23 protein-coding genes and 1 pseudogene are annotated in these 24,422 nt (G+C 71.5%); 11 read left to right on the top strand and 13 right to left on the bottom strand.

Annotated features, from left to right (window positions below; all coding sequences use genetic code 11):
- Position 1: 1 nt before the first annotated feature.
- Together AB0L71_RS20185 and AB0L71_RS20180 are read left to right on the top strand one after the other, a co-directional pair.
- On the top strand, positions 2 to 1,408 hold the full coding sequence (locus AB0L71_RS20185; RefSeq protein WP_365244517.1) for an MFS transporter: 1,407 nt from the start codon (positions 2 to 4) through the stop codon (positions 1,406 to 1,408).
- An 82-nt stretch (positions 1,409 to 1,490) separates the two neighbouring features.
- A complete protein-coding gene (locus AB0L71_RS20180) occupies positions 1,491 to 2,264 on the top strand; it encodes a glucose 1-dehydrogenase (RefSeq protein ID WP_365244514.1) in 774 nt (257 codons plus the stop codon).
- A 29-nt stretch (positions 2,265 to 2,293) separates the two neighbouring features.
- Here AB0L71_RS20180 and AB0L71_RS20175 read toward each other — a convergent pair whose 3' ends face one another.
- Positions 2,294 to 3,334, bottom strand: coding sequence for an MBL fold metallo-hydrolase (locus AB0L71_RS20175; protein WP_365244511.1), 1,041 nt, complete (start codon positions 3,332 to 3,334; stop codon positions 2,294 to 2,296).
- A gap of 265 nt (positions 3,335 to 3,599) precedes the next feature.
- Here AB0L71_RS20175 and AB0L71_RS20170 point away from each other — a divergent pair, with 265 nt between their 5' ends.
- Together AB0L71_RS20170 and AB0L71_RS20165 are read left to right on the top strand one after the other, a co-directional pair.
- Positions 3,600 to 5,060: an aldehyde dehydrogenase gene (locus AB0L71_RS20170; protein WP_365244508.1), complete on the top strand. Its 1,461-nt coding sequence runs from the start codon at positions 3,600 to 3,602 to the stop codon at positions 5,058 to 5,060.
- The gene (locus AB0L71_RS20165; RefSeq protein WP_365244505.1) at positions 5,060 to 5,293 is read left to right on the top strand and encodes a ferredoxin; all 234 of its coding nucleotides are present in this window, start codon (positions 5,060 to 5,062) and stop codon (positions 5,291 to 5,293) included. The genes AB0L71_RS20170 and AB0L71_RS20165 overlap by 1 nt, the downstream gene beginning before the upstream one ends.
- 144 nt (positions 5,294 to 5,437) lie before the next feature.
- Here the strand turns inward: AB0L71_RS20165 and AB0L71_RS20160 are convergent.
- Positions 5,438 to 5,797, bottom strand: a pseudogene (locus tag AB0L71_RS20160) (hypothetical protein); the annotation flags it as partial.
- Positions 5,798 to 5,894: 97 nt separating this feature from the next.
- Between AB0L71_RS20160 and sigJ the strand changes: the two are divergent.
- Positions 5,895 to 6,767 carry an RNA polymerase sigma factor SigJ gene (gene sigJ, locus AB0L71_RS20155; RefSeq protein WP_365244503.1) on the top strand — a complete coding sequence of 291 codons (873 nt, stop codon included), beginning with the start codon at positions 5,895 to 5,897 and terminating at the stop codon, positions 6,765 to 6,767.
- A gap of 67 nt (positions 6,768 to 6,834) precedes the next feature.
- Here sigJ and AB0L71_RS20150 read toward each other — a convergent pair whose 3' ends face one another.
- The gene (locus tag AB0L71_RS20150) at positions 6,835 to 7,266 is read right to left on the bottom strand and encodes a helix-turn-helix domain-containing protein (RefSeq protein WP_365244500.1); all 432 of its coding nucleotides are present in this window, start codon (positions 7,264 to 7,266) and stop codon (positions 6,835 to 6,837) included.
- A gap of 150 nt (positions 7,267 to 7,416) precedes the next feature.
- On the opposite strand from AB0L71_RS20150, the gene AB0L71_RS20145 reads away from it, so the two are divergent.
- On the top strand, positions 7,417 to 8,085 hold the full coding sequence (locus tag AB0L71_RS20145; RefSeq protein WP_365244497.1) for an SDR family NAD(P)-dependent oxidoreductase: 669 nt from the start codon (positions 7,417 to 7,419) through the stop codon (positions 8,083 to 8,085).
- 112 nt (positions 8,086 to 8,197) lie between these two features.
- Here AB0L71_RS20145 and AB0L71_RS20140 read toward each other — a convergent pair whose 3' ends face one another.
- Entirely contained in the window at positions 8,198 to 9,694 is a 1,497-nt protein-coding gene (locus tag AB0L71_RS20140; protein ID WP_365244494.1) for a PHB depolymerase family esterase, read from the bottom strand.
- A 317-nt stretch (positions 9,695 to 10,011) separates the two neighbouring features.
- On the opposite strand from AB0L71_RS20140, the gene AB0L71_RS20135 reads away from it, so the two are divergent.
- On the top strand, positions 10,012 to 10,878 hold the full coding sequence (locus AB0L71_RS20135) for a 3-hydroxybutyrate dehydrogenase (protein WP_365244491.1): 867 nt from the start codon (positions 10,012 to 10,014) through the stop codon (positions 10,876 to 10,878).
- 30 nt (positions 10,879 to 10,908) lie between these two features.
- Positions 10,909 to 12,879, top strand: a complete 1,971-nt coding sequence (locus AB0L71_RS20130; RefSeq protein ID WP_365244488.1) for a GAF domain-containing protein — start codon at positions 10,909 to 10,911, stop codon at positions 12,877 to 12,879.
- 91 nt (positions 12,880 to 12,970) lie between these two features.
- Here AB0L71_RS20130 and AB0L71_RS20125 read toward each other — a convergent pair whose 3' ends face one another.
- The 7 genes from AB0L71_RS20125 to AB0L71_RS20095 all read right to left on the bottom strand — a co-directional run bounded on the left by AB0L71_RS20125 (position 12,971) and on the right by AB0L71_RS20095 (position 19,721).
- A complete protein-coding gene (locus tag AB0L71_RS20125; protein ID WP_365244485.1) occupies positions 12,971 to 13,855 on the bottom strand; it encodes an alpha/beta hydrolase in 885 nt (294 codons plus the stop codon).
- The gene (locus AB0L71_RS20120) at positions 13,852 to 15,000 is read right to left on the bottom strand and encodes a branched-chain amino acid ABC transporter permease (protein ID WP_365244482.1); all 1,149 of its coding nucleotides are present in this window, start codon (positions 14,998 to 15,000) and stop codon (positions 13,852 to 13,854) included. The genes AB0L71_RS20125 and AB0L71_RS20120 overlap by 4 nt, the downstream gene beginning before the upstream one ends.
- Positions 14,997 to 15,884 carry a branched-chain amino acid ABC transporter permease gene (locus tag AB0L71_RS20115; protein WP_365244480.1) on the bottom strand — a complete coding sequence of 296 codons (888 nt, stop codon included), beginning with the start codon at positions 15,882 to 15,884 and terminating at the stop codon, positions 14,997 to 14,999. Before AB0L71_RS20115 ends, AB0L71_RS20120 begins: the two co-directional genes overlap by 4 nt.
- Positions 15,884 to 16,753: an ATP-binding cassette domain-containing protein gene (locus tag AB0L71_RS20110; protein WP_365244477.1), complete on the bottom strand. Its 870-nt coding sequence runs from the start codon at positions 16,751 to 16,753 to the stop codon at positions 15,884 to 15,886. The genes AB0L71_RS20115 and AB0L71_RS20110 overlap by 1 nt, the downstream gene beginning before the upstream one ends.
- The gene (locus tag AB0L71_RS20105) at positions 16,750 to 17,526 is read right to left on the bottom strand and encodes an ABC transporter ATP-binding protein (protein WP_365244474.1); all 777 of its coding nucleotides are present in this window, start codon (positions 17,524 to 17,526) and stop codon (positions 16,750 to 16,752) included. Before AB0L71_RS20105 ends, AB0L71_RS20110 begins: the two co-directional genes overlap by 4 nt.
- Before the next feature lie 18 nt (positions 17,527 to 17,544).
- The gene (locus tag AB0L71_RS20100) at positions 17,545 to 18,786 is read right to left on the bottom strand and encodes a substrate-binding domain-containing protein (protein ID WP_365244471.1); all 1,242 of its coding nucleotides are present in this window, start codon (positions 18,784 to 18,786) and stop codon (positions 17,545 to 17,547) included.
- Positions 18,787 to 19,100: 314 nt separating this feature from the next.
- The gene (locus tag AB0L71_RS20095) at positions 19,101 to 19,721 is read right to left on the bottom strand and encodes a TetR family transcriptional regulator (protein WP_365244468.1); all 621 of its coding nucleotides are present in this window, start codon (positions 19,719 to 19,721) and stop codon (positions 19,101 to 19,103) included.
- 231 nt (positions 19,722 to 19,952) lie between these two features.
- Between AB0L71_RS20095 and AB0L71_RS20090 the strand changes: the two genes are divergently transcribed.
- The 3 genes from AB0L71_RS20090 to AB0L71_RS20080 all read left to right on the top strand — a co-directional run bounded on the left by AB0L71_RS20090 (position 19,953) and on the right by AB0L71_RS20080 (position 23,186).
- Complete coding sequence (locus AB0L71_RS20090; RefSeq protein ID WP_365244465.1) at positions 19,953 to 21,284, top strand: glycosyltransferase family 4 protein; 1,332 nt, start codon at positions 19,953 to 19,955, stop codon at positions 21,282 to 21,284.
- Positions 21,285 to 21,351: 67 nt separating this feature from the next.
- Complete coding sequence (locus tag AB0L71_RS20085) at positions 21,352 to 22,116, top strand: class I SAM-dependent methyltransferase (protein ID WP_365244462.1); 765 nt, start codon at positions 21,352 to 21,354, stop codon at positions 22,114 to 22,116.
- A complete protein-coding gene (locus tag AB0L71_RS20080) occupies positions 22,113 to 23,186 on the top strand; it encodes a prenyltransferase (RefSeq protein ID WP_365244459.1) in 1,074 nt (357 codons plus the stop codon). Before AB0L71_RS20085 ends, AB0L71_RS20080 begins: the two co-directional genes overlap by 4 nt.
- 19 nt (positions 23,187 to 23,205) lie before the next feature.
- On the opposite strand, the gene AB0L71_RS20075 is transcribed toward AB0L71_RS20080, so the two are convergent.
- Together AB0L71_RS20075 and AB0L71_RS20070 are read right to left on the bottom strand one after the other, a co-directional pair.
- On the bottom strand, positions 23,206 to 23,817 hold the full coding sequence (locus tag AB0L71_RS20075; RefSeq protein ID WP_365244456.1) for a hypothetical protein: 612 nt from the start codon (positions 23,815 to 23,817) through the stop codon (positions 23,206 to 23,208).
- 173 nt (positions 23,818 to 23,990) lie between these two features.
- Complete coding sequence (locus AB0L71_RS20070; RefSeq protein WP_365244453.1) at positions 23,991 to 24,383, bottom strand: hypothetical protein; 393 nt, start codon at positions 24,381 to 24,383, stop codon at positions 23,991 to 23,993.
- Positions 24,384 to 24,422: the final 39 nt, after the last annotated feature.

Below are 24,422 nucleotides of genomic sequence, written 5' to 3'. Positions count from 1 at the left end.
GATGAGCTTCACTCCTTCCCACCAGCACGACCTGCCCCGACCCCAGGACGACGGGTCCCAGATCCCCTTCGACCGTCGTGAGTACCGGCGGGTGCTGATCTCCAGCTATATCGGCACCGCCGTCGAGTACTACGACTTCCTGCTCTACGCGGCTGCCGCCAGTCTCATCTTCGGCGAACTCTTCTTCAGCGGCCTCTCGCCGCTCGCCGGTACCGTCGCGGCGCTCGGCACCCTGGCGGCCGGCTACCTCTCCCGCCCCATCGGAGGTGTCGTCTTCGGTCACATAGGCGACCGCATCGGCCGCAAGAAGACCCTCACCATGACGATGATCCTGATGGGCGTCGCCACCTCGCTGATCGGTCTGCTGCCGACCAGCGCGCAGATCGGCGGGTTCGCCCCGGTCCTGCTGATCCTGCTCCGCATCGTCCAGGGCATCGGTGTCGGCGGCGAGTGGGGTGGCGCCACGACCATGTGCTACGAACACGCCCGGCCCGGCCGCCGAGCCTTCGCAGCCAGTGTGGTCAACGCCGGGATGCCGGCCGGTACGGCCCTCGCCGCGGTGCTGCTCGGCCTGTTCTCCCTGCTCCCCGACGAACAGTTCCTCTCCTGGGGCTGGCGTATCCCGTTCCTGCTCAGCTCGGTCCTGGTCTTCGTCGGGCTGTGGATGCGACTGCGGATCAGTGAGTCCCCGCTCTTCGTCGAGGCACAGAAGAAGGAAGCCGAGAGCGAGGCGCGGGGCGAGGACCGGACCGCCCCGATCCTGCAGGTGCTGCGCAGGCCCGGCATGCTGATCGCCGCCCTCTGCACCGGCCTGGCGCCGTTCGCGCTCAACGCGTTCGTGAACACCTTCGGCCTTGTGTGGGCCAGCGAGAACGGCGGACTGTCGAGTACCCAGACGCTCACCGCCCAGGCGTGCGGCGCCTTCGTCAACATCTTCACCGCGTTGACGGCCGGATACCTGGCCGACCGGATCGGGCACAAGCCGATCATGATGTTCGGCATCATCGGCGCCGCCCTGTTCGCCTACCCCTTCCTCCTGCTGCTCGGCAGCGGCTCGCTCGGGGCGGCCATCGTCGGCAATGTGGTCGCCGTCGTCTTCATCGCCTCGTTCTTCGCGCCGCTCCCGTCCTTCATCAGCGGACTGTTCCCCACCTCCACCCGCTACACCGGTGCCGGTCTCGGCTACCAGCTGGCCTCCACCCTCGCGGGCGGATTCAGCCCGATGATCTTCTCCGCACTGCTCGCGGCGGGCGGAGGCACCGATCCTCGGTACGTGCTGATGTTCATCGCCGTTGCCGCGGTCCTCGGGGTGACCGCCGTGGTCCGGGTCCGCAAACCGCTCCCCGAACAGGAGACCGGAGCCGAGCGGACACTTGTCACGGGGCCGGTGCCCTCGTCCACAGGCTGATCCCGCCAGGGTGCAGGATCGATCGGGGCCGGCGGTCTCCGCGGAGACCGCCGGCCCCTCCTCCGTACGAAAGGAACATGCCATGCGTGCACGACTGGACGGAAAGGTCGTCGCGATCACCGGAGCGGGCTCCGGGCTCGGCGCCGAGTTCGCCGTGGCCCTGGCCCGGGAGGGCGCCCGCGTCGGCGTCCTCGACCTCGACGCGGAACGCGCCGAACACACCGCGCGGGCCGTCGCCGACGCGGGCGGTCAGGCCGTGGCGTACGCCGTCGACGTCAGCGACCGTGAAGAGGTCCGCGCCGCGCTGAAGGCGGTCACCGACCGCTTCGGGCGGCTCGACGTGATGTTCAACAACGCGGGCATCACCCTGTCGACGCCGTTCCTGGAGGCCACCGAGGGCGACTTCAGGAAACTCCACGACGTCAATGTCATCGGGGTGCTCGTCGGTACCCAGGAAGCGGCCAAGGTCTTCATCGCCCAGGGCGGCGGCGGAAAGATCATCAATACCTGCTCGATCGCCTCCCGCCAGGCCCGACCGAACTTCGCCGCCTACGCTGCCAGCAAGTTCGCCGTCCATTCACTGGTGCAGTCGGGGGCCCGCGCCCTCGCCGAACACGGCATCACCGTCAACGGCTTCGCGCCGGGCATCGTCGACACCGCCGTGTGGGAGGCGGCCTCCGGAGGCGACACGGGCCGCCGGGCGGAGATGTTCGAGGAGTACGCCACCCGCATTCCGGTCGGCCGGGTTGCCCAGCCCAAGGACCTGGCCCCCACGGCGATCTTCCTCGCCGCCTCCGACTCCGACTACATCACCGGTCAGGTGGTGATGACCGACGGAGGGATGGAGATGGTGTGAGTGGGCGCCCTCCACCCGGCGGCCGGCCGTCACACCGCGATGTACCGCACCGGTTCGCTCCCCGCGACGGCCTCCGCCCGGCCCGTCTTCACCAGCCGCCGCAGATGCGCCTCGGCCTCCGAGACGGCGATGTTCCGCGACCCGTACGGGATCTGCTCCCAGGGCCGGTTCCACTCCATCCGCTCGGCCAGTTCCCACGGCGTCAACGGGGCGGCCAGCAGCCCGAGCAGCCCGGTCAGCCGTTCCTCGTGGTGGCCGACGAGTTCCTGGACGCGCCCCGCCGCGTCCGTGAAGGCGTGCTGATGGGCGGGCAGCACCTCGGCGACACCGAGCCTGCCGACGCGTTCCAGGGAGTCGAGGTAGTCACCGAGCGGATCGGTGACCGTGGCGTCGTCCGGGTCCTCGTACAGACCGATGTGCGGGCTGATCCCCGGCAGCAGATGGTCACCGGAGAAGAGACGCCCCCGGCCGGGGAGGCGGCCCGGATGGTCCTCCTCCAGGTGGAGGCAGACGTGCCCGGGGGTGTGGCCGGGCGTCCAGATCGCCCGGATCCGGCGGCCCGCCAGGTCGAGCAGTTCACCGGGCACGATCTCCCGGTCCGGGAGCGCGGCCCGCAGACCCGGCAGGATGGTCGCCCGTTCGCCCCCGGCGGCAGCGGCCCGCAACGGCGCGAGGTGCTCCTCCGGGGCGCCGACCGTGGCGAGCTTCGCCGCGAGGTAGTTCGCCCAGGTGCCGGGCCGGGCCTCGCGGGTGCGGCGCACCACCGCGGTGTCCGCCGCGTGCATGGCGATCCAGGCCCCCGAGGCCTCGCGCACCTGGGCGGAGAGGCCGTGGTGGTCGGGGTGGTGGTGGGTGATGACCACCCCGTGGATGTCGGCGATCCCCGTGCCGACCGCGGTGAGCCCGGCGGTGAGGGTGTCCCAGGCGTCCGGATCGTCCCAGCCGGTATCGATCAGGACCGGACCCCGGTCGGTGTCGAGGACGTGCACCAGGGTGTGGCCGAGCGGATTGTCCGGGATGGGGACCTTGATGCTGTGTACGCCCCCGCCATGGTCGGTCACCTGCGTCATGGGCTCCCCATCTCTCTTTGCGGTCTGGTCGGCGCACCGGACGCACGGCTGTACGGTGCGCCGCACCCACTGTAACGAGAACTCGTTTCAGTAGGAGAGCCCTGGCCGGTCACCGGGACTGGGATGTCATGTCACGTGGCAGTGGTGCGAATGGGGCCGTCGTCGACGCGGGCGGTGGCGTCGCGGCCGTGGACTCCTGGAACTGGAACTGGTATCAGTTCTGACAGTGAGTCAGCTAATCTGCCGGGTCGCGGGAGGCAGCACCATGACCGAGCTTGTCGAACACGGAAAACTGTTCATCGGCGGGGAGTTGGTCGATCCGCTGGGCCGGGATGTCATCGAGGTCGTATCGCCCCACACGGAACAGGTCATCGGCCGGGTCCCGCATGCCAGTGAAGCGGATGTGGACCGGGCCGTCGCCGCCGCTCGCCGCGCCTTCGACGAGGGTCCCTGGCCGCGGATGACCGTCGACGAGCGGATCGAGGTGATCACCCGGATCAAGGACGCGTTCGCCGTGCGGTACGAGGAGATCGCCCGGGTCATCAGCTCGCAGAACGGCACCCCGTACACGTCCGGCGTGATGGTGCAGTCGCTCGCCGCGATGATGGTGTGGGACGCGGCCATCACCGTCGCCCGCGGCTTCGCCTACGAGGAGCGCCGCGCCGGGGTGCTCGGACCGCTCCTGGTGCGCCGGGAGCCCGTCGGGGTGGTCGCGGCCGTGGTGCCGTGGAACGTCCCGCAGTTCACCGCCGCCGCCAAGCTCGCGCCCGCGCTGCTCGCCGGGTGCTCCGCCGTGCTCAAGGTCTCGCCCGAAACCCCGCTGGACGCCTACATCCTGGCCGAGATCGCCGCGGAGGCGGGACTGCCCGAGGGAGTGCTGTCGATCCTTCCGGCCGACCGCGAGGTCAGCGAGTACCTGGTGGGACATCCGGGCGTCGACAAGGTGTCGTTCACCGGGTCCGTCGCCGCGGGACGCCGGGTGATGGAGGTCGCCTCCCGCAACCTCACCCGGGTCACGCTGGAGCTGGGCGGCAAGTCCGCCGCCGTGATCCTCCCGGACGCCGACCTGGACGCGGCCGTCGCCGGGATCGTCCCCTTCGCCTGGATGATCAACGGCCAGGCGTGCGTCGCCCAGACCCGCATCCTCGTCCCGCGCTCCCGCTACGACGAGACGGCCGAGGCGTTCGCCGCCGCCGCGGGGGCGCTCAAGGTCGGCGACCCGCTCGACCCCGCCACCGAACTCGGCCCGCTCGTAGCGCAGCGCCAGCAGCGGCGCTCGCTCGACTACATCCGGATCGGCCAGGACGAAGGCGCCAAGATCCTCACCGGTGGCGGCCGTCCGGCGTCCCAGGAACGCGGGTGGTACGTCGAGCCGACCCTCTTCGGCGACGTCGACAACTCCATGCGCATCGCCCGCGAGGAGATCTTCGGCCCCGTCATCTGCCTGCTCCCGTACGGCGACGAGGCCGAGGCGGTACGGATCGCCAACGACTCCGAGTACGGCCTCAGCGGCAGCGTCTGGACCGCCGACACGGAACACGGCATCGACATCGCCCGCCGGGTCAGGACGGGCACGTACAGCGTGAACACCTTCAGCCTCGACATGCTCGGACCCTTCGGCGGATACAAGAACTCCGGTCTGGGACGGGAGTTCGGCCCCGAGGGGTACGGCGAGTACTTCGAGCACAAGATGATCCACCTGCCGGCCGGATACGAGGGGGCGTGATGGGGGACCGCTGGGCCGTCGAGGTCGACCGGGGGATCTGCATCGGCTCCGGCATGTGTCTGAACCACGCGCCGGGCGGATTCGCACTGGACTCCGCCCGGCAGGCCCACCCGTCGGCCCCGGAGACCGACGCCGACGAGAAGGTCCTCGCCGCCGCCGAGGGATGCCCGGTCGAGGCGATCCTGATCACGCTGGTCGGCTCCGGGGAGGCCGTCTTCCCGCCGGAGGACTAGGGAGGACTAGACCGTTTCCCCGGGGCCGTCCGAACGCTGCTCCGAGGCCGGCGCCGACCGATGCGCCGCCTGTGCTGCCGCACTCCGCGTCGCAGGCGTCTCCGTCCGGTCGGCGCCGTGATCCGGAGATGCGCTGGGCCGGTGGCGCGCCAGTACCAGCACGCTCAGGCCGAACATCAGGACGCCGAGCGGGACATGGACCGACGGTATGTGCGCGATGCCCAGCACCACCTGTGCCGAGGCGAGGACGAGGAAACCCGACGAATAGAGGATGGGCCGGGGCGAGCCTCCGCCCGGCTTCCAGGCGAGGATCGCGGCGATCAGGTACAGCATCGTCGCGCCGTACATCACGCGCGCACCGACGCCGTGAATCACCTCGCCGTAGTGCGCGGTCAGCAGCAGTCCGGCACTGACGGCCTGGAGGAAGATGGTCGCGGTCTGCAGGGCGACCGTGACCTGGAGGAACGTGGTGCCGCGCGGAACTGCCGTCGTTCGGGTGGTCATGGTGCGGTCCCTTCTCCTGCCGTGGGGCAGCGGATCTTCTGTAGGGTTGCGCTCCTTTGACGACGCAGGTTCGGAAAATGTCAGGGGGACGGTCACCGTGACCACGGAGTCGAGTGCGGTCCTGGGTGAACGGCGGCATCTGACCAACCTCGCCTACCGGTTGCTCGGATCGCTGACCGAGGCCGAGGACGCCGTACAGGAGAGCTACGCCCGCTGGTACGCGCTGTCACCGCGGCAGCAGCAGGACATCGCCTCGCCCGGTGCCTGGCTGACCACGGTGGCCACCCGGGTCTGCCTGGACCTGCTCGGCTCGGCGCGCGTCCGGCGCGAGCGTTACGTCGGCGCGTGGGTGCCCGAACCGCTGCCCGACCGTACGGAGTGGACCAACCACGCGGTGGATCCCGCGGACCAGGTCACCCTCGACGAGTCGGTGCACATGGCCTTCCTCGTCGTACTGGAGTCGATGACACCGGCCGAACGCGTGGCGTTCGTCCTGCACGACGTCTTCCGGTACCCCTTCGCCGAGGTCGCCGGGATCCTCGACCGTTCGCCGGGAGCCTGCCGCGAGCTGGCGTCGTCGGCACGGCGCCGGGTGCGCGCCGCCGAGGTCCCGGTGTCCGGACGGCCCGGTCTGGTACGGGACTTCAGGCAGGCGTGGGAGGCCAGGGACATCAAGGCCCTGGTGGGTCTCCTCGCCCCCGACGCCACGATGACCGCCGACGGGGGCGGCGTGGCCGTCGCCGCGCTCCGTCCGGTCGAGGGCGCCGAGCGCATCGCCCAGTACCTGGCCCACTTCGCCGAGAAGGCCCCCGGTCTGACGCTCCTGGAGCGCACCGTCAACGGTCAGCCCGGTCTCGTGGCCCAGCACGCCGGGACCACGGTGACGGTGGCGGCGTTCTCCGGCTCCGGCGACCGGGTCACCCACATCTGGGCGGTCCGCAACCCGGAGAAGCTCGGGGCGTGGGCCTGACACCCCGACCAGGGGCACTGAGGAGATCGCACGGAACGTATCGGCCCGCGGCTCGTGACCTCCGTGGTCACCCCGATGCGGGTGTCTCCTGGGCCTGGTCCTCGGCTCGACGGTCGAACGCCTCCCGGGAGGCGTCGATGTCGGCCAGGTGCTTCAGGCTCCAGTCGATCAGGGGGTGGGTGGCCTCCAGGAGGGTGTGGCCCATGGGCGTGAGCTCGTAGGTCACCTTGGGCGGCATCACGGCGTGGACGGTGCGGGTCAACAGACCGTCGCGTTCGAGCCCGCGCAGGGTGACGGTCAGCATGCGCTGGCTGATGCCCCCGATGCACCGTTTGACCTCGGTGAACCGCAACGGTCCGTCCCCCAGCACGGCCACGACCAACAGGGACCACTTGTCGGCCACGAGGTCGAGCACCTCGCGCGCACGGGAGCTGGTGGAGTCGCAGAAGGCCGTTCGGGCAGGTGGCTGCTTGTGGGGTGCGGGGGTCTGGTCCGTCATGGGTTACCTCCGGGGAACCTGGGCACGTCAAAGTGCCTGATTGACGCGCACTAGCGGTTCCCTAAAGTTACTTGGGCACTGTTCGTAACCGCCACTTCCCTGGCGGAGGCCTTGTCACTCGTGCGACAGGCCGCTGTGGAAGGAACCCCCATGCCCACCATTGCCGTCGTCGGCGCCGGGCCCGGAATGGGTCTCGCGATCGCCCGCACCTTCGGTGCCAAGGGATTCGATGTCGCCCTGATCGCCCGCAACGCAGAAAGCTTGAACGGCTTCGCCGCCCGGCTCGCCACCGAGGGCATCACCGCCAGGGGCTTCCCCGCCGACGTCCTGGACCGCGACTCCCTGACCAAGGCCCTCACCGACGCGGCCGAGCATTTCGGTGGCATCGATGTGCTGGAGTACTCCCCGGGCGGCCCGGAGCCGAAGTTCCTGACCCCGGCCGGGGTCTCGCCCGAGGACGTCGACCTGCAGATGCAGTACCTCGTGTATGGCGCGATGACCGCGACCCGTGCGGTGCTGCCCGCGATGCGTGCCGCCGGTACGGGCACGCTGCTGTTCACCACGGGTGCCGGCTCGGTCGACCCGACCCCGATGCTCGGCGACATCAACACCGCTGGTGCCGCGCTGCGCAACTGGGTGATCAACCTGCACAAGGAGCTCGAACCCGAGGGCATCCAGGCCGCCCACATCGCGATCGGCGTCTGGATCGGTGACCGCGCCCCCGCAGGCGCCCCGGCCGCCACCGCGGACCAGATCTCGCCCGTCTACTGGGACCTGCACACCCACCGCGACCAGGCCGAGCGGATCTTCACCGTCTGAACCATCCGCGCCCGGGACGGGCGGGCAGACCGGACGGCCGGGCAGGCCGTGTTCGGCCTGCCCGGCCGCTGCCGGGCCGGATCCGCCTGCGGGCGGTCCGGTCGCGGTCCGCCTACGACGCCGTGCACCCACTGTCCGCGATGACGAAGTACCCGGTCGGGGACTCCTTCAGCGTGTGCGAGTAGAAGACGTTGTACAGACCCATGTTCTCGTTCGAGCCGTTGGCGTAGGTGTAGCCGCCCGTGGTGTACGCCCGGCCCGCGGCCACGTGCGCGTAGTTGCTCGCCGTGTAGCACTTCACCGTCGCGGCGGCGGTCGTGGTCGCCGTCACCTGGGCCGAGACGGTGCCCTGGGCGCCCGATGCGTCGACTGCCGCCACCGTGTACGTGTAGGTGGTACCGGCGGTCAGACCCGAGTCGGTGTACGTCGTGGAGGTGGCAGAGGCGATCTTCGTGCCGTTGCGGTAGACCGCGTACGAGGCGGCGTCCGTGACCGCGTCCCAGGACAGCGAGACGCTGTTCGCCGTCACGCCCGTCGCCTGCAGGCCGGTCGGGGCGGGGAGTGTGCTGCCGCCCTCGCCGCCGTCCTCACCGCCACCGCCGGACGCGTCCTGGTCCAGGCCCCAGAAGACGCCCGTGTAGTACGTCGAGCAGATGGTGTTCAGAAAGTACGCGGCCGTCGAGCCGCACTGCGCGGTGCCCGATCCGGGGTTCACGGCCAGGCCGTGGCCCATGCCGGAGATGGAGTACATCTCCACGGCGGGGTTCCCGGCGGAGTCGTTGTACACGGTGCGGGTGGTGTTGCCGGTGAGGGTGTCCGTCGACGACGGCGTCTGGCTGATGCCCCAGACGTTCGTCCACTGGTCGCGCAGGGCCGTGGCGTTGGCGGGGTACACCGTGTAGTCGGACGTGCCCTGCCAGATCGCCACGCGCGGCCAGGAGCCCGTGTAGCCGGGGTAGGCGGCGCGGACCTTGTCGCCCCACTGCGCGGGCGTCAGCGTCTGCGAGGCCGTCTGACAGCCGGACGCGGCGGTCTGGCTGGTCGCGCACTGGGCGGGCAGGCCCGAGGCCACGGAACCGCCGGCGAACACGTCCGGGTACGCGGCCAGCAGGTTGGCGGTCATGCCGCCGCCCGCAGAGAGGCCGGTGACGTACACCCGGTCGGCGTCCGAGCCGTACTGCTGCTTCGCGTACTCCACCATCTGCACGATCGAGGCGGCCTCGCCCTTGCCCCTGCTGTCCTCGCTGGGGTCGAACCAGCCGAAGCAGGACAGAGAGTTGTTGGCGGACGTGGTCTGCGGGTACACCACGGCGAAGTCCCACAGATCGGCGTACTTGGACCAGCCCGAGTTGGTGTGGTAGCCGTCGGCCGTCTGACCGCAGCCGTGCAGGGCGATCACCAGCGGGGCGTCCGCGGGCAGGTCGGCCGGGGCGTACTCGTACATCTGCAGATTGCCGGGGTTCGTGCCGAAGCCGGTGACCTGTTGCAGACCACTGGCGGCGGAGGCCGGTCCGGCAGCCCCCACGGTGCTCAGCATCGCCGCGACGAGGGCGAGGGCGGACGTGGACGCGGCGCGCCGGAGCATGCGTCGCAGGATCGAAGGGCGCACGGGCGCCTCCTTGTTCGGAGTCGTTCGGACGGTGCGGGTGGGGTGTGCTCGTGTGGGCTGCGGGGCGGAACGTTAGGAGGCGGGGACCGCCGCGCCCATGGGGCCGACGGACACTCCCCGGTCCCGGCTGTGTGCGGCACCGCTCTTGCGCGGTCCCCGGCACCGGGGGCGGGACCCTCACCGCCACCCCGGCCGGGGCCGTCCGGGCACGCCCTCGGGCCCCTCCCGCACCATGTACGCCCGCACCATGCCGACGCGTGACGGTATGTGCACCGACCCCGTGTGACGGGCGCTCCGGTCTCCCTACGGTGACGACCATGGAGACTCCTCAGAGCCCGGACCGCGGGCCCGCCCCCCGCCCCGCCCCGCACACCGCATCGCCTACCGCCCTGCTCACCGTTCCCCCGCCCGCAACCGGCCCCGCGCCGTCCGCCGCAGACCGGTTCCTCGCCGGGCGCACCGCCCTGGTGACCGGTGCCGCGAGCGGGATCGGACGGGCCTGCGCGCAGGCCCTGGCCGCCGCGGGCGCCCATGTCCATGTGGTGGACAAGACCGCCGACGCCGCCGAGGAGCTGGCCGAGGAGATCGGCGGGACGGCGTGGGTGGCCGATCTCTCGGTTCCCGAAGCGGTGGACACCCTGCCCGACGACGCGGACGTCCTGGTCAACAACGCGGGGCTCCAGCACGTCGCTCCGGTGCACGCGTTCCCGCCGGACCGCTTCGCGCTGATCCAGCGCGTCATGGTGGAGGCTCCGTTCCGGATCTTGCGCAGGACCCTGCCGGGCATGTACGAACGCGGTTGGGGACGCGTGGTCAACATCTCGTCCGTGCACGGCCTGCGGGCCAGCCCCTACAAGTCGGCCTATGTGACGGCAAAGCACGCACTGGAGGGACTCAGCAAGGTGGTCGCGCTCGAAGCGGCGGAGCACGGGGTGACGAGCAACTGCGTCTGCCCCGGGTACGTGCGCACCCCCCTGGTCGAGAACCAGATCGCGGACCAGGCCCGGGCGCACGGCATCTCCGAGGAGGAGGTGGTGGAGCGGGTCATGCTGGAGCGCAGTGCGATCAAGCGCCTGATCGAACCCGAGGACGTCGCCGAGGCCGTGCTGTGGCTCTGCGGGCCACGTACCTCACACATCACCGGCACCTCGATCGCCATGGACGGCGGCTGGACCGCCAACTGACCTTTTTGCCCCTACGAACGATGGCCGCTCATGTCTGAACCGTCCTCCTCCGCCGCACCCCATCTGCGGCGCCTCCTCGATCTGCTGGCCGACAACGCCCCCGCCGAGGCGCTGGGCGCCGTCTCCTCGCAGGCGCGGGCCGCCGGTGTGGCCGCGGGTGATCTGGCGGAGGTGGAGCGGGCCACGGCCACCGCCCTGCGGATCAGGGGTGCCCTGCGGCAGCACCGGCGTCGCGAGCTCCAGCTCACCGCGCTCTTCGACACCGCGGGCGACCTGGCCGCCTCCCGCGACCTGGACGAGGTGCTGAAGGCGATCGTGCGCCGGGCCAGGATGCTGCTCGGCACGGACACGGCGTATCTCACGCTCCCCGACGAGGAGGCCGGGGACACCTACATGCGGGTCACCGACGGGTCGGTGTCCCCGCTCTTCCAAGGCCTGCGGCTGGAGCTCGGCCACGGGCTCGGTGGTCTGGTGGCGCAGACCGCGAGCCCGTACGCGACCCCCGACTACCGCACCGACGAACGCTTCCACCACACCGGCAACATCAACGCCGGGGTGCTGGACGAGGGGCTCGTCGCCATCCTGGGCGTGCCCCTGCTCCTCGGCTCCAGTCGCGGCGGCGCCGGAAAGGTCATCGGCGTACTCTTCGCGGCCGACCGCGCGCCCCGCGTCTTCAGCCCCGACGAGGTCGCCCTGCTCTGCTCGCTCGCCGCACACGCGGCGATCGCCATCGACACCGCCCGCGCCCTCGACGACACCCGCTCCGCCCTGGACGAACTGGCGGAGCGGAACGTCGAACTGGCCGAGGCCAATGCGGCGGTACGGGCCCAGTCGGCGGCCATGCGGCGGGCCGAGGAGTCCCATGACCGGCTGACCGATCTGGTCCTGCGCGGCCGGGACGTCAAGGACGTCGCCGCGGCGGTCGCGGGGCTGCTGGACTCCCCGCTCACCATTCACGACCCCGGCGGGCGGCCCCTGGCGGCCGTCGGGCCCGACGGTGCGGACTTCGCCGCCGACAGCATGGACGCCGGATGGCTGGCCGAGACCGCCGAGGAGTCCCGTACCGGCGCCCGTGCCGTGCGCCGCGACGGCCGGTGGATCTGCGCGGTCCTGGCCGGGCGGGAGCTCCTGGCCGGCCTGGTCCTGCACCGGCGCGAGGAGCTCGACGACACCGACCGGCGGCTGTTCGAGCGCGCGGCGGTGGTCACCGGACTTCTTCTGCTGCTGCGGCGCACGGTCGCCGAGACCGAGAACCGGATCCGCGGGGAACTCATCACCGATCTGCTCACCGAGGCGGACCGCGACCCGGCCGGCCTCACCGAACGCGGCCGTCGTCTCGGCATCGACCTCGACCGCCCGCAGCTGCTGCTGGTGGCCGAGGGCGGCGTCCGCGAGCGGCTGGCCCCTGCCGCGATGCGCTATCTCTTCGGCGGCGACATCCGCGGGGTGAGCGCCGAACACGCCGGAAACGTCGTGCTGTTGGTGGAAGCCGAAGGCACGGCGGTGTCCGCCGGGGGTGTGGCGCGTGCGGCGGCGGCCCAGCTCGGACAGCTGACCCAGGCCCCGGTCACCGTCGCCGCTGCCGGCCCGGTCCGCGGCGCCCGCGAACTGGCCTCCGCCTACGGGGAGGCCGCCCGTTGCCTGCGCGCCATGCGGGTCCTCGGCCGCACCGGCGAAGGCGCCTGTGTCACGGAACTCGGCTTCCTGGGCGTGGTGTTGGGCAATGCCCAGGACGTCGACGGCTTCGTCGGGGCGACCCTGGGACCGCTGCTGGAGTACGACGCGCAGCGCGGCACGCACCTCGTGCAGACGCTCGACGCCTACTTCGGCGCCGGAGGCAGCCTCATCCGCGCCAAGGACGAACTCCACGTGCACGTCAACACGGTGGTGCAGCGGCTGGACCGGGTGCAGGTGCTGCTGGGGCGGGACTGGAACGAGCCGGGGCGGGCTCTGGAACTCCAACTTGCCCTGCGGCTGCACCGGTTGATGGAAGGCCGGTAGCGAAAGACACTGTTCGGAAGCCCCGGGGCCCGGGGGAGTGGCCGGTGTTCCCCTGCCACCGCCCCCGAGTGCCCGGACCGGGCGAAGGGCCTCAGGCCCCGGACATCTCCAGCACATGGCGTGCGATCTCCGTGCCGCCCGCCTCACCCGTCAGCAGCGTGTAGTGGTTGACGTCCCGCACCGCCACCGGCGTCACCTCCGTGCCCGCGAGATCGGCCACGGCCAGGCGGGTCTCGTCGTACAGGCCCTGGTCCTCGTCCATCAGGCCGCGCTGCGCCCACAGCAGCGTCGCCGGAGCCGGCAGCTTCCGTACCGCGGTCAGCACCTCCTCGTCGAAGAGGCCGATGCCGTCGGTGCGTACCGCCTCGATCCGGCAGGTGGAGCGCAGAGCGGGTTCCTCACCGGTCAGATCGCGCTGGATGTACGCGTCCACCTCGTCCGACCAGGCGCCCGCGAACGCCGGGTGCGCCTGCCAGAAGGAGCGGTAGGCGGCCCGGTCGGGGAAGGTCATCGACAGCCGGTCCATGGCCGGGCCGATCACCGCGGTCATGAGTTCGTCCGGGGTGAGGTGCGTGGGGGCGGGGAAGCCGAGGCCGCCGTCGACCAGCAGCAGCGGCCCGAACCGGTCCGGGTGCCGCACGGCGGCCAGCGCCGTCACGAACGCGCCCATCGAGTGTCCGGCCAGCACCACCCGGCCCAGGCCCAGGGCCTCGGCCAGGGCGGCGACGTCATCGGCGTGGGTGGCGATCCCGTACGGCCCCGGCAGGGCCGAACTCCCGGCCCGGCCCCGCAGATCCGGGGCGATCAGGGTGACGCGGCCGTCCAGCAGCCGTGCCACCGGGCCCCAGGACAGTGCGTTGGACGTGATGCCGTGCAGCGCGATGACGGTCGGCGCGTCCGGCTCCCGGGCCGGCCACCTCAGCACCGCCAACTCGCCCCCGGCGACGGGGACCTGCAGTTCTTCGTACGCAGTCACGGGCGTGCGTTCTCCTTCCGGGCCTTCGCGGCCGGGAGCGTGTCGGCGGCGGGACGGCGGCGCGCAGCGGCCAGCCGGGACGGCAGCCGGGCCAGGCCGCCGGGCAACAGGTGTACCACGGCCACGAACAGCACACCGAGGAGGAACAGCGGCTGGGAGAGCGGCACCCGCAGCACCGCGGGCAGATCGGCGACCGCGCCCGACCCGGCCAGATCGCCGAGGCGGTGATCGGCCCAGGTGTAGAGGATGCCGCCGGCCATCGGGCCCCAGCGGGTACCCGATCCGCCCAGCACCACCATCACCAGCAGGGAGAGGGTGAAGTCCGAGGTGGTCGTCTGGGGGGTCGAGCCGCCGGTGAGCAGCAGGTGCACCAGGCCGCCGAGCGCGGCCAGTGCGCCCGCCAGGACGAAGGCCGTCAGCTTGAAGCCGTACGGCTTCAACCCCAGGACCTCCACGCGGCGTTCGTTCTCCTTGATGCCCTCCCAGACCCGCCCGGTGGGGGACCGGACCGCCCAGTGGACGACGGCGAGGGTGAGGATCAGATAGGCCAGTGCCAGCCAGTAGAGGTTCGCGGTGTTCTCGATCCCGACGAACGCGGACGGCAGCAGGTCGGCGGGAGCGGCCCGGCCCTCCTCGCCGCCGGTGACCCCACCGGGGTTGCGGGAGACCAGGATCGAGCCCGCCTGGGCGAAGGCCAGCGTCACCATGGAGAAGCCGATGCCGGTGACGCGCAGGCTCACCGACCCCAGGGCCAGGGCGAGCAGGATCCCGGAGCAGAGGCCGAGCAGTGCGGACACGGCGAACGGGAGACCGGCCTCCAGCAGGAACATGTTGGTGGCGTAGCTGCCCACGGCGAAATAGAGCGCATGCCCGAAGGAGAGCAGCCCGGTGCGGCCGAGCAGCAGGTCGTAGCCGGTCGCCAGGGCTCCGAACAGCAGGCAGGTGGCCAGGAGTTGGAGACTTCCCGCACTGCCGAGCGGGCCGTCCAGGAGGCCGGGCAGCGACAGGGTGCTGTACGGCGCGACGAAGAGGACCAGCAGCACGGCGGCGGGCCACCAGCGCAGCAGCCGGGCCGCGTTCCCTGGCGCCTTCGCGGCCGTGTGCGGTCCGCCGGTGCGGTCGTGTGTCTCGGTGACGGTGCTCACGCGAGCCTCCCGGTCAGTCCGCGCGGCCGGACGAGCAGCAGCGCGGCGAGCAGGACGACGACGGCCAGGTCGCCGAGGCCCGCTGCGGTGTAGTAGTTGGCGAACTGCTGGACCAGACCGATGACGACGGATGCCACGGCGGCACCGGTCACCGATCCCATGCCGCCCGTGACCACGACGACGAACGCGAAGATCAGCAGCGAGGGGCCCTGGCGGGGGTCGACCGAGCCGAAGTACAGGCCGCCGAGTGCCCCGCCGAGCGCGGCGGCGCAGCCGCCGATCGCGAAGACGAGCGTGAACGCCTTGCGGACGTCGATGCCCAGCGCGGTGACCATGGCCCGGTCCTCGACCCCGGCCCGTACCACCAGGCCGTGGCGGGTACGGCCGAGGAAGAGCCGCAGGGCCACGAGTACGACGACGGCCGCCCCGATCAGGACCAGTCGGTTGACCGGGACCTCGGCGCCGAACAGCCCGAAGGTGCCGGACAGTGCCTTCGGCCCCGGGAAGGGGCGGGCGTCCGAACCCCAGATGCCCGACAGCAGGGCCGGGACGGCGAGCGCCACTCCCACCGTCGCGAGGACCTGCTCGCGCGGCCGGGTGTAGAGCGGGCGGACGACGGCGAGTTCCAGCAGCACGGCGGCCACGGTGCCCACCGCCGTACCGAACAGGACCGCCAGGACGAAGCCCGCCCCACCCGGTCCGGCACCGGGCAGATGGCCGGACGCCGCCCACCAGGTGCCGTACGCGCCGATGGAGAGCAGCGCGCCGTGCGCGAAGTTGAGCACGTCCATCAGGCCGAAGATCAGCGAGAGTCCTGACGCGATCAGGAAGTAGAGCGCTCCCAGACCGAGCCCGGTCATGGTGAGCAGCACGACGGTGGACATCAGGAATCCGCCTCCGCGGTCGAAGAAGGCATGGTCGAAGACGGCGTGAGCGAAGACGGTGCGGCCGGGGAGGACACGGTCGAGGCAGGCGCGTCGGGCTCCGGCACGGCCGACGGAGCCGGCGCGGACGGCGAACCGGTCGCCGCCCCCTCGGCCCCCGGACCGCGCCCCACGCCCAGCAGGCGCCGTGCCGCCTCCGCGTCACCCAGCAGTTCGGCGGCCGGGCCCTGGTGGGCCGTCCGGCCGTCGGAGATCACCGCACAGTGCTCGGCCAGGCGCCGCACCACGGCCAGGTTCTGCTCCACGAGCAGCACCGGCACCGCTTCGGCGGCCCGTTCCAGCACCTGGGCGACCTCGGTCACCACCTTCGGCGCCAGCCCCTTGGTCGGTTCGTCGGCGATGATCAGCCGGTTGCCGTTGAGGAGGGTGCGGCCGATGGCCACCATCTGCTGCTGCCCACCGGACAGCGTTCCGGCCAACTGCTTCTCCCGGCGCTTCAGTTCGGGGAAGAGTTCATGGACGAGCGGGTAGTCGGGCTCACCCGCGCCGCGCCGCTCGGCCAGACGCAGGTTCTCCGCCACGGTCAGTCCGGCGAAGATGCCCCGGTCCTCGGGGGCGTACCCGATGCCCAGCCGCACCACGGTGTGGGTGGGCATCGACACGGTCTCCTCGCCGTCCAGCCGCACGCTTCCGGTGCGCGGGACGAGACCGAGGATGCCGCGCACGGTCGTGGTCTTCCCGGCGCCGTTGCGGCCGAGCAGCGCGGTCACCCCGTGCCGGGCGACGTCCAGGTCGACGCCGTGCAGGATGTGCCGGCCGCCGATCAGGACCCGCAGGTCCCGGACGGTGAGCAAGATGTCGGTGGTCACAGCCCCTCCCCGAGGTAGGCCTGCTGAACGGTCGGATCGGCGGTCACTGCCTCGGGGGTGTCCAGCGCCAGCAGCCGGCCGTGGTGCATCACGGCCAGCCGGTCGGCGAGGCCCAGCAGGACGTCCATGTGGTGCTCGACCATCAGGACGGTGCGGCCCTCCTCGCGGTGCAGGGTGCGGATCAGCTCGGTCAGCGCGGGTACTTCCTCCGCGCTGACCCCGGCCATCGGCTCGTCCAGCAGCATCAGCCGCGGCTCGCCCACCAGCAGCACGGCCAGCTCCAGCTTCCGCTTCTCGCCGTGCGACAGCTCGGACGCCATCGCCCGGGCCCGGTGGCCGAGGCCGGTGCGCTCCAGGACGTCGCCCACCTCGCGGGTGTACGGGGACGCCCGCCGCCACAGCCGGTACGAGCCGCCCCGGGCCGCCTGGGCGGCCAGCCGGACGTGGTCGGCCACGCTCATGCCCGGCCAGAGGCTGGACGTCTGGAACGTCCGGCCGATGCCGCGCCGTGCCCGGACGTGCGCCGGACGGTCGGTCACATCGGCCCCGTCCAGCGCGATCGTGCCGGACGTGGCCGTGGTCAGCCCGCTGATCAGGTTGAACAGTGAGGTCTTGCCGGCCCCGTTGGGGCCGATGAAGGCGAGGAACTCGCCCTCCTGAACGCTCAGCGAGACGTCTTCGACGATCGTCGCCCCGCCGACGCCCCAGCCGAGCCCGTCGAGGCGGAGCACCGGGGTGGTGCTCCTCTCCTCGGCCGGGCGCGACGCGGTCATGTCCGGTGCTGCCACGGGTCAGCCCGCCGAGGGCTTCACGGGCGGCGCCACCTGGTCCATCGGCACGGTGTTCAGCAGCTCCGGCTTGGCGGCGGCGTCCTTGCCCGTGAGCTTCGCGACGAACATCGGCTGCACCAGCGCGTGGTCCTCGGCGCGGATCTGCTCCTTGCCCTTCACCCCGTCGAAACTCCAGCCCTCCAGGGCCTTGACCATGGCGGCGGAGTCGTTGGCGCCGCCCTCCTCGATGGCGCGCACGACCATCTGGGCCGCGGTGAAGCCGTCGGGGGTGAACAGGTCCGGGGTGCCGCCGTCCTTGGCGACCGCGTCGAGCATGGCCTTCTCCACCGCGTTGCCGCCGCCGGCACCGGGGAAGTAGTGCGCCAGGAACGACACCTTGGAACCGGCGTCTCCGAAGATCGGGTACGAGGCCGTACCGGCGAGGCCTGTGACGACCTTGCCCGCGTCCAGCACGCCCTGCTGGTCCAGCGCCGTCCACAGCGCCGGTGCGGTGGAGCCGGCCCACGCGACGAAGACCAGGTCGGGGCTGCCCGCCTTCACCTGCCGGGCGAACGGCGTCAGGTCCGTGGCGCTCGGCGGAGCCAGCACGGAGCCCACCTTCGCGCCCTTGCCGCCGAGGACGGCCTTCACGGCGGCGACGTTGGCCTGGCCGAAGGTGGAGTCCTGGGCCAGGACCGTGACCTTCTTGCCCTTGGCCTCGCCGAGCATCGTCCCGGCGGTGAGGATGTCCTGGTAGGACTGCCGGCCCGAGCGGAAGGTGTAGTCGTTGATGCCGGTCACGGCGTCGGTGGCGGCCGGGCCGCTGATGTACAGCACCTTGTTCTGGGCGGCCAGCGGCGCCATCTGGAGGGCCACACCGGAGTCGGTGGTGCCGGCCAGCACCTTGTAGCCCTTGCCGATCAGGTTCTTGGCCGCGGAGACCGCCTTGCCCGGGTCGCCCGCGTCGTCCTGCTCGGTGACCTCGATACGGTGCCCGGCGACCTTCCCGGTGCCCTTCGTGGCGTAGTCCAGACCCGCCATGAACCCGTCGCGGTACTGCTTCCCGTAGGCCGCGAGCAGCCCGGTACGGGAGTAGACCAGGCCCACCTTGACGGTCTCGTCCTTCGCGTCCTTACCGGAATTGGCCTCGCCCGCTGTCCCGGCGGCGGTGCACCCGGTCAGGAGCAGACCGGCCGAGGCCAGCGTGACGACGGCGGAGAGGGATCTGTGGCGGCGGACGGTGTCCGATGTTCTACGACGCATGGTGCGGCTCCTCGGCGGATGCGTGTGATGTCGCCGAACCGTATGAACACCGTGCCGCCGTCAACATGGTGCAGGGCACCCCACCTGGAGGGGGGCACATGTGGGGGCCGCACATGGGCGCGGGGTGCGGGGTGCGCGTGAGTCCGGTTCGTACCTTCCCGGGCGCGCGGCGTGGCAACCGGGACCGGCGTCACGCACAAGAGGTGACCGAGCTGCGGGCCCGGCGACCGGGGCCCCGGGGAGCCGTCACATCGACGGAGGAGGCGTCCCGTGGAGCCGTCACATCGACGGGGGAAGGCGTTCCCGGGGCGAGGTCACTTCGATGGGGAGGCATCCCGCGGTGACGTCACGTCGATCAGTCGGCACACCGTCTCGATGTCGATCTTCACCTGGGCGATCGAGGCCCGCCCCGACAGCCAGGTGATCAGCGCGGAGTGCCAGGTGTGCTCGATGACCCGGACCGCGGACAGCTGCTCCGGCGTCGGGTCCTCCTGGCCCATCGCGTCCAGGATGATCGTCGTCGTGATCCGTGAGACGGCGTCCACCTCAGGGCTGACGCTGCGGTCCGCGAAGGTCAGTGCCCGCACCATGGCGTCCGCCATGTGGGGTTCGCGCTGCAGGGCGCGGAACGCGCGCATCAGGGTGTCGGCGACCCGCTGCGCGGCGGTGTCCCCGACCGGCGGCCGCTTGTGCAGCGTGGTGTGCATGTGCTGGAGCTGGTCCTGCATGGTGGCGACCAGGAGGTGCACCTTGGACGGGAAGTAGCGGTAGAGCGTGCCCAGGGCGACCCCGGCCATCTCGGCGACCTCACGCATCTGCACCGCCTCGAAGCCGCCCCGGCCGGCGAGCTGGGCGCTGGCGTGCAGGATGCGGCGGCGGCGGCCTTCCTGCCGCTCCGTCAGCGGCGGCGATGCCGGCCTGGCTTCCGCTGTCATGTGTCCCCATCCATGGCTTCCGTCCACAACCGGAAGGAGGCGCTCGGTCTCCCGGCGGCGGACATGTTGCCAGGGTGGCCGGTGGTGGCGCGAATCACCTGATCCGGCCGTTGCACCGACGCTACTTGCCGGTAGATTCGTAGCTCATTGAACGATCCAGTCTGAAACTTGTTCTAGATTAGCGTGAGCGGTTACGCTCCGGCGAACACGCAGTGAGAAGGGGGGCCGGGTGTGACCGCTGAGGCCGTGGAGAAGGGCCCTCGCGCGGGCAGGGACACATCGGGCGCCGCTGACGAACGTCCCCTGCGCATCGCACTCCTCACCTACAAGGGCAACCCCTTCTGTGGCGGCCAGGGCGTTTACGTACGCCACCTCGGCCGGGAACTCGCCCGCCTCGGCCACAGCGTCGAAGTGATCGGCGCCCAGCCCTATCCGGTGCTCGACGAGGGCGTCCCGCTCACCGAGCTGCCCAGCCTGGACCTCTACCGCCAGCCCGACCCGTTCCGCACCCCGAAGCGCGGCGAGTACCGGGACTGGATCGACGTCGCCGAGGTCGCCACCATGTGGACCGGCGGCTTCCCCGAACCGCTCACCTTCAGCCTCAGGGCCCGCCGTCATCTCGCCGCCCGACGCGGCGAGTTCGACGTCATCCACGACAACCAGACCCTCGGATACGGCCTGTTGGCGGATCTCGGCGCCCCGCTCGTCACCACGATCCACCACCCCATCACGGTCGACCGGCAGTTGGACCTGGCCGCCGCCGAGACCCGCCGCCGACGCGCCTCGGTACGCCGCTGGTACGCCTTCACCCGCATGCAGAAGCGCGTCGCCCGCCGACTGCCCTCGGTGCTCACCGTCTCCGGCTCCTCCAAGCAGGAGATCGTCGACCATCTCGGGGTGCGGCCCGGCCGTATCCACGTCGTCCACATCGGCGCGGACACCGACCTGTGGTCGCCCGACCCGTCGGTCGCCGAGATACCCGGCCGGATCGTCACCACCTCCAGCGCCGACGTCCCGCTGAAGGGCCTCGTCCACCTCGTCGAGGCGCTCGCCAAACTGCGCACCGAGAACCCGCAGGCGCACCTCGTCGTCGTCGGCAAGCGGGCCGAGGACGGACCGGTCGCGCAGGCCATCGAACGGCACGGACTCCAGGACGCCGTCGAGTTCGTCAAGGGCATCACCGACGCCGAACTCGTCGACCTGGTGCGCGGCGCCCAGATCGCCTGCGTCCCCTCCCTGTACGAAGGCTTCTCGCTCCCCGCGGCGGAGGCCATGGCCACCGGCACCCCCCTCGTCGCCACCACCGGCGGCGCGATTCCCGAGGTCGCCGGCCCGGACGGCGAGACCTGCCTGGCCGTTCCGCCCGGCGACGCCGGAGCGCTGGCCGACGCCCTCGCCCGGCTGCTCGGCGACCCGGAACTGCGGACCCGGCTGGGCGCCGCCGGCCGCGCCCGGGTGCTGTCCCGGTTCACCTGGAAGCAGGCCGCCCTCGGCACCGTCGCCCGCTACCGCGAGGCCATCGCCGCCCGTGCGGGCGCCACGAGCCCCGGCGGCCGACGGTGACTCCCCGGCCCGCTCCCACCCCCACCGTCTCCGTCCCCTGGCCCCTCGACCGCGAAAGCAGGCATCCGTGCTGACCGTGGACTTCACCCGCTTCCCGCTCGCCGCAGGTGACCGAGTGCTCGACCTGGGCTGCGGCGCCGGACGCCACGCCTTCGAGTGCTACCGGCGCGGCGCCCAGGTCGTGGCCCTCGACCAGAACGGTGAGGAGATCCGCGAGGTCGCGAAGTGGTTCGCGGCGATGAAGGAGGCCGGCGAGGCCCCCGCGGGCGCCACCGCCACCGCCATGCAGGGCGACGCGCTCAACCTGCCGTTCCCCGACGAGTCCTTCGACGTCGTGATCATCTCCGAGGTGATGGAGCACATCCCCGACGACAAGGGCGTGCTCGCCGAGATGGTCCGGGTCCTCAAGCCCGGCGGCCGGATAGCGATCACCGTGCCCCGCTACGGCCCCGAGAAGGTCTGCTGGACGCTCTCCGACGCCTACCACGAGGTCGAGGGCGGCCACATCCGCATCTACAAGGCCGACGAACTGCTCGGCAAGATCCGGGCCGCCGGCCTCAAGCCGTACGGCACCCACCACGCCCACGCGCTGCACTCGCCGTACTGGTGGCTCAAGTGCGCCTTCGGAGTCGGCCGCGACGGCAAGGACGCAGCGCTCCCGGTCCGGGCGTACCACAAGCTCCTGGTCTGGGACATCATGAAGAAGCCGGCCGTCACCCGGGTCGCCGAGCAACTCCTCAACCCGGTCGTCGGCAAGAGCTTCGTGGCCTACGCGACCAAACCGCACCTGCCCGTGGCCGCCGCCGAGAACCCCACCAGGGCCGAGGCGTGACCACTCCCGAGCAGACCGAGCATCTCGTCCTGCCCGGAGTCCTCACCGCCGAGCAGGCCGCCGAGACCGTCACCGCCCTCCTGGCGACCCAGTGCGAGGACGGCGCGCTGCCCTGGTTCCGCGGCCACCACCTCGACCCCTGGGACCACACCGAGGCCGCGATGGCCCTCGACGCGGCCGGGCAGCACGCCGCCGCGGAACGCGCCTACGACTGGCTCGCCCGCAACCAGAACGAGGACGGCTCCTGGTACGCCGCGTACCACGACGGGGATCCCGGGCAGCCGACCGACCGCAGCCTGGAGACCAACTTCTGCGCGTACGTGGCCGTCGGCGTCTGGCACCACTACCTCGCCACCGGCGACGAAGCCTTCGTCGACCGGATGTGGCCGACCGTCTACGCCGCCATCGAGTTCGTGCTCCGCCTCCAGCAGCCCGGCGGCCAGATCGGCTGGAAACGCGAAGCCGACGGAACCCCCGTCGACGACGCGCTGCTGACCGGCTGTTCCTCCATCCACCAGGCACTGCGCTGCGCACTCGCCCTCGCCGAACGGCGCGACGAGCCGCAGCCCGACTGGGAGTTGGCGACCGGCGCGCTGGCCCACGCGATCCGCAACCACCCGGAACGCTTCCTGGACAAGAGCCGCTACTCGATGGACTGGTACTACCCCGTCCTCGGCGGCGCGCTCACCGGATCGCCCGCCAAGGACCGGATCGAGGAGTCCTGGGACCGCTTCGTCGTCCCCGGTCTCGGGGTGCGCTGCGTGCTCCCCAACCCGTGGGTCACCGGCGGCGAGAGCTGCGAACTCGCCCTGGCCCTCTGGGTGATGGGCGAGTCCGACCGTGCGCTGGAGATCCTCCAGTCCATCCAGCACCTGCGCGCCGACAACGGCCTGTACTGGACCGGGTACGTCTTCGAGGGCAACCGGGCGTTCTGGCCGGAGGAACTCACCACCTGGACCGCCGGTTCGCTGCTCCTCGCGGTGTCCGCGCTCGGCGGCGACGAGGCGACGACAGCCGTCTTCGGCGGCGAACACCTGCCGCGGGGACTGGAACCCGACTGCTGTCGCTGAGCCCCTCGTCGTCGTGCGGTCAGCCGAAGTGGAGGTCCCAGACAACGTGCGGCAGCGCATCCCCGGGCTCCTCGATGCGGGGCACAGTCCTCACCCCGCTGCCGGTCACGAGCGCCGAACCGGATCGCAGGGCCTCCAAGATCGAATCGAACATGTGGGACATGCTGTCCCACCGCTTCACCCCGTTCACCCCGATGGACGGGTCCACCTCGAGGACCGCCCCGTAATCACCGTCCGGCCGGTGATCGACGACGAGCCGGCCCCCAGTGTGGTTCATCGCCACCGGCAGCCATCGCTCGTCCGCCTCCAGACCGACAATGAATTCCTCCTCGCCCTCAGCCACGGCCAGCTCGACTTCCTCCACCATGTCCGCCAGACCTTGCGCCATGCCGGCCACGCCAAGGAGCGGAAAATCCTGAGGGACAAACGCGCCCGCCGCCGGCACCGGATCACGCTGAGAGCCGTCGTGCACGGACAACCAGGTCAGTACGTCCTCATGGACGCGGAAGCGCCCCGCAGCCAGGACTGCTGCCCGCGCCGCATCCGCTGGCGGCATCAGCTGCCGGTGGTCGCCCGGGGCGTGCTCCGCCAGCCACACATCAAGGTCGGCCAAGATGCTGCGTAGTTGCAAGTTACGTGTCCCTCAATCGGTGTCAGGGTGCTGACCCTCTTCGTGTGGCGGCCTGATGAGTTGCAGAGTCCTGAGTGGCAGCCCAGAGTACGGCAGCAGGGCTGGGACGGCTCCCGCGCGAAGCTTCCCCACCCGTCGGCACGTTCGATGGCGTCCCGGCTCTCTCCCGCCGGTCAACTCCCGTCCGTGAGGGGGGCGTGGCCGTAAGGGTGGGGGATCAGGCAGGCGTCGGCGGCAGGGGTGAGGTCCACGACCAGGCGCTCGCCGACACCGGAGGCCGTGGTGCCGTCGGGCCTCAAGTACCCGATGCTGCGCAGTTCGCGGACGGCCGTGCGGTAGGCCACGCGGCCCTCGGCGGCCAGCCGCTCGTCTCGCGTGAGGTAGACCAGGTCAGTGATCGTGGGCGCCTGCCCGGGTGCGTACCCGGTGGCGAGTTCGGCCAGGACGCCCCGGGCGCGCCAGGTCAGGCGCATGTCCCGCATCGCCCGCGCGAACAGCACCGGGTCATGGGTGGGCGGCGCGGTGGGGACGGGCCACTGCGGATCTGTGGCGGAGGCGGGGTTCATCGGGGGACAACTCCTTCGGTGCGGTGCAGCGGCCACGGG

Source organism: Streptomyces sp. NPDC052052 (assembly GCF_040680455.1).
Lineage (GTDB): Bacteria > Actinomycetota > Actinomycetes > Streptomycetales > Streptomycetaceae > Streptomyces.
The sequence above is the reverse complement of the archived record's forward strand: the minus strand, read 5'-3'. Positions and strand labels throughout refer to the sequence as shown.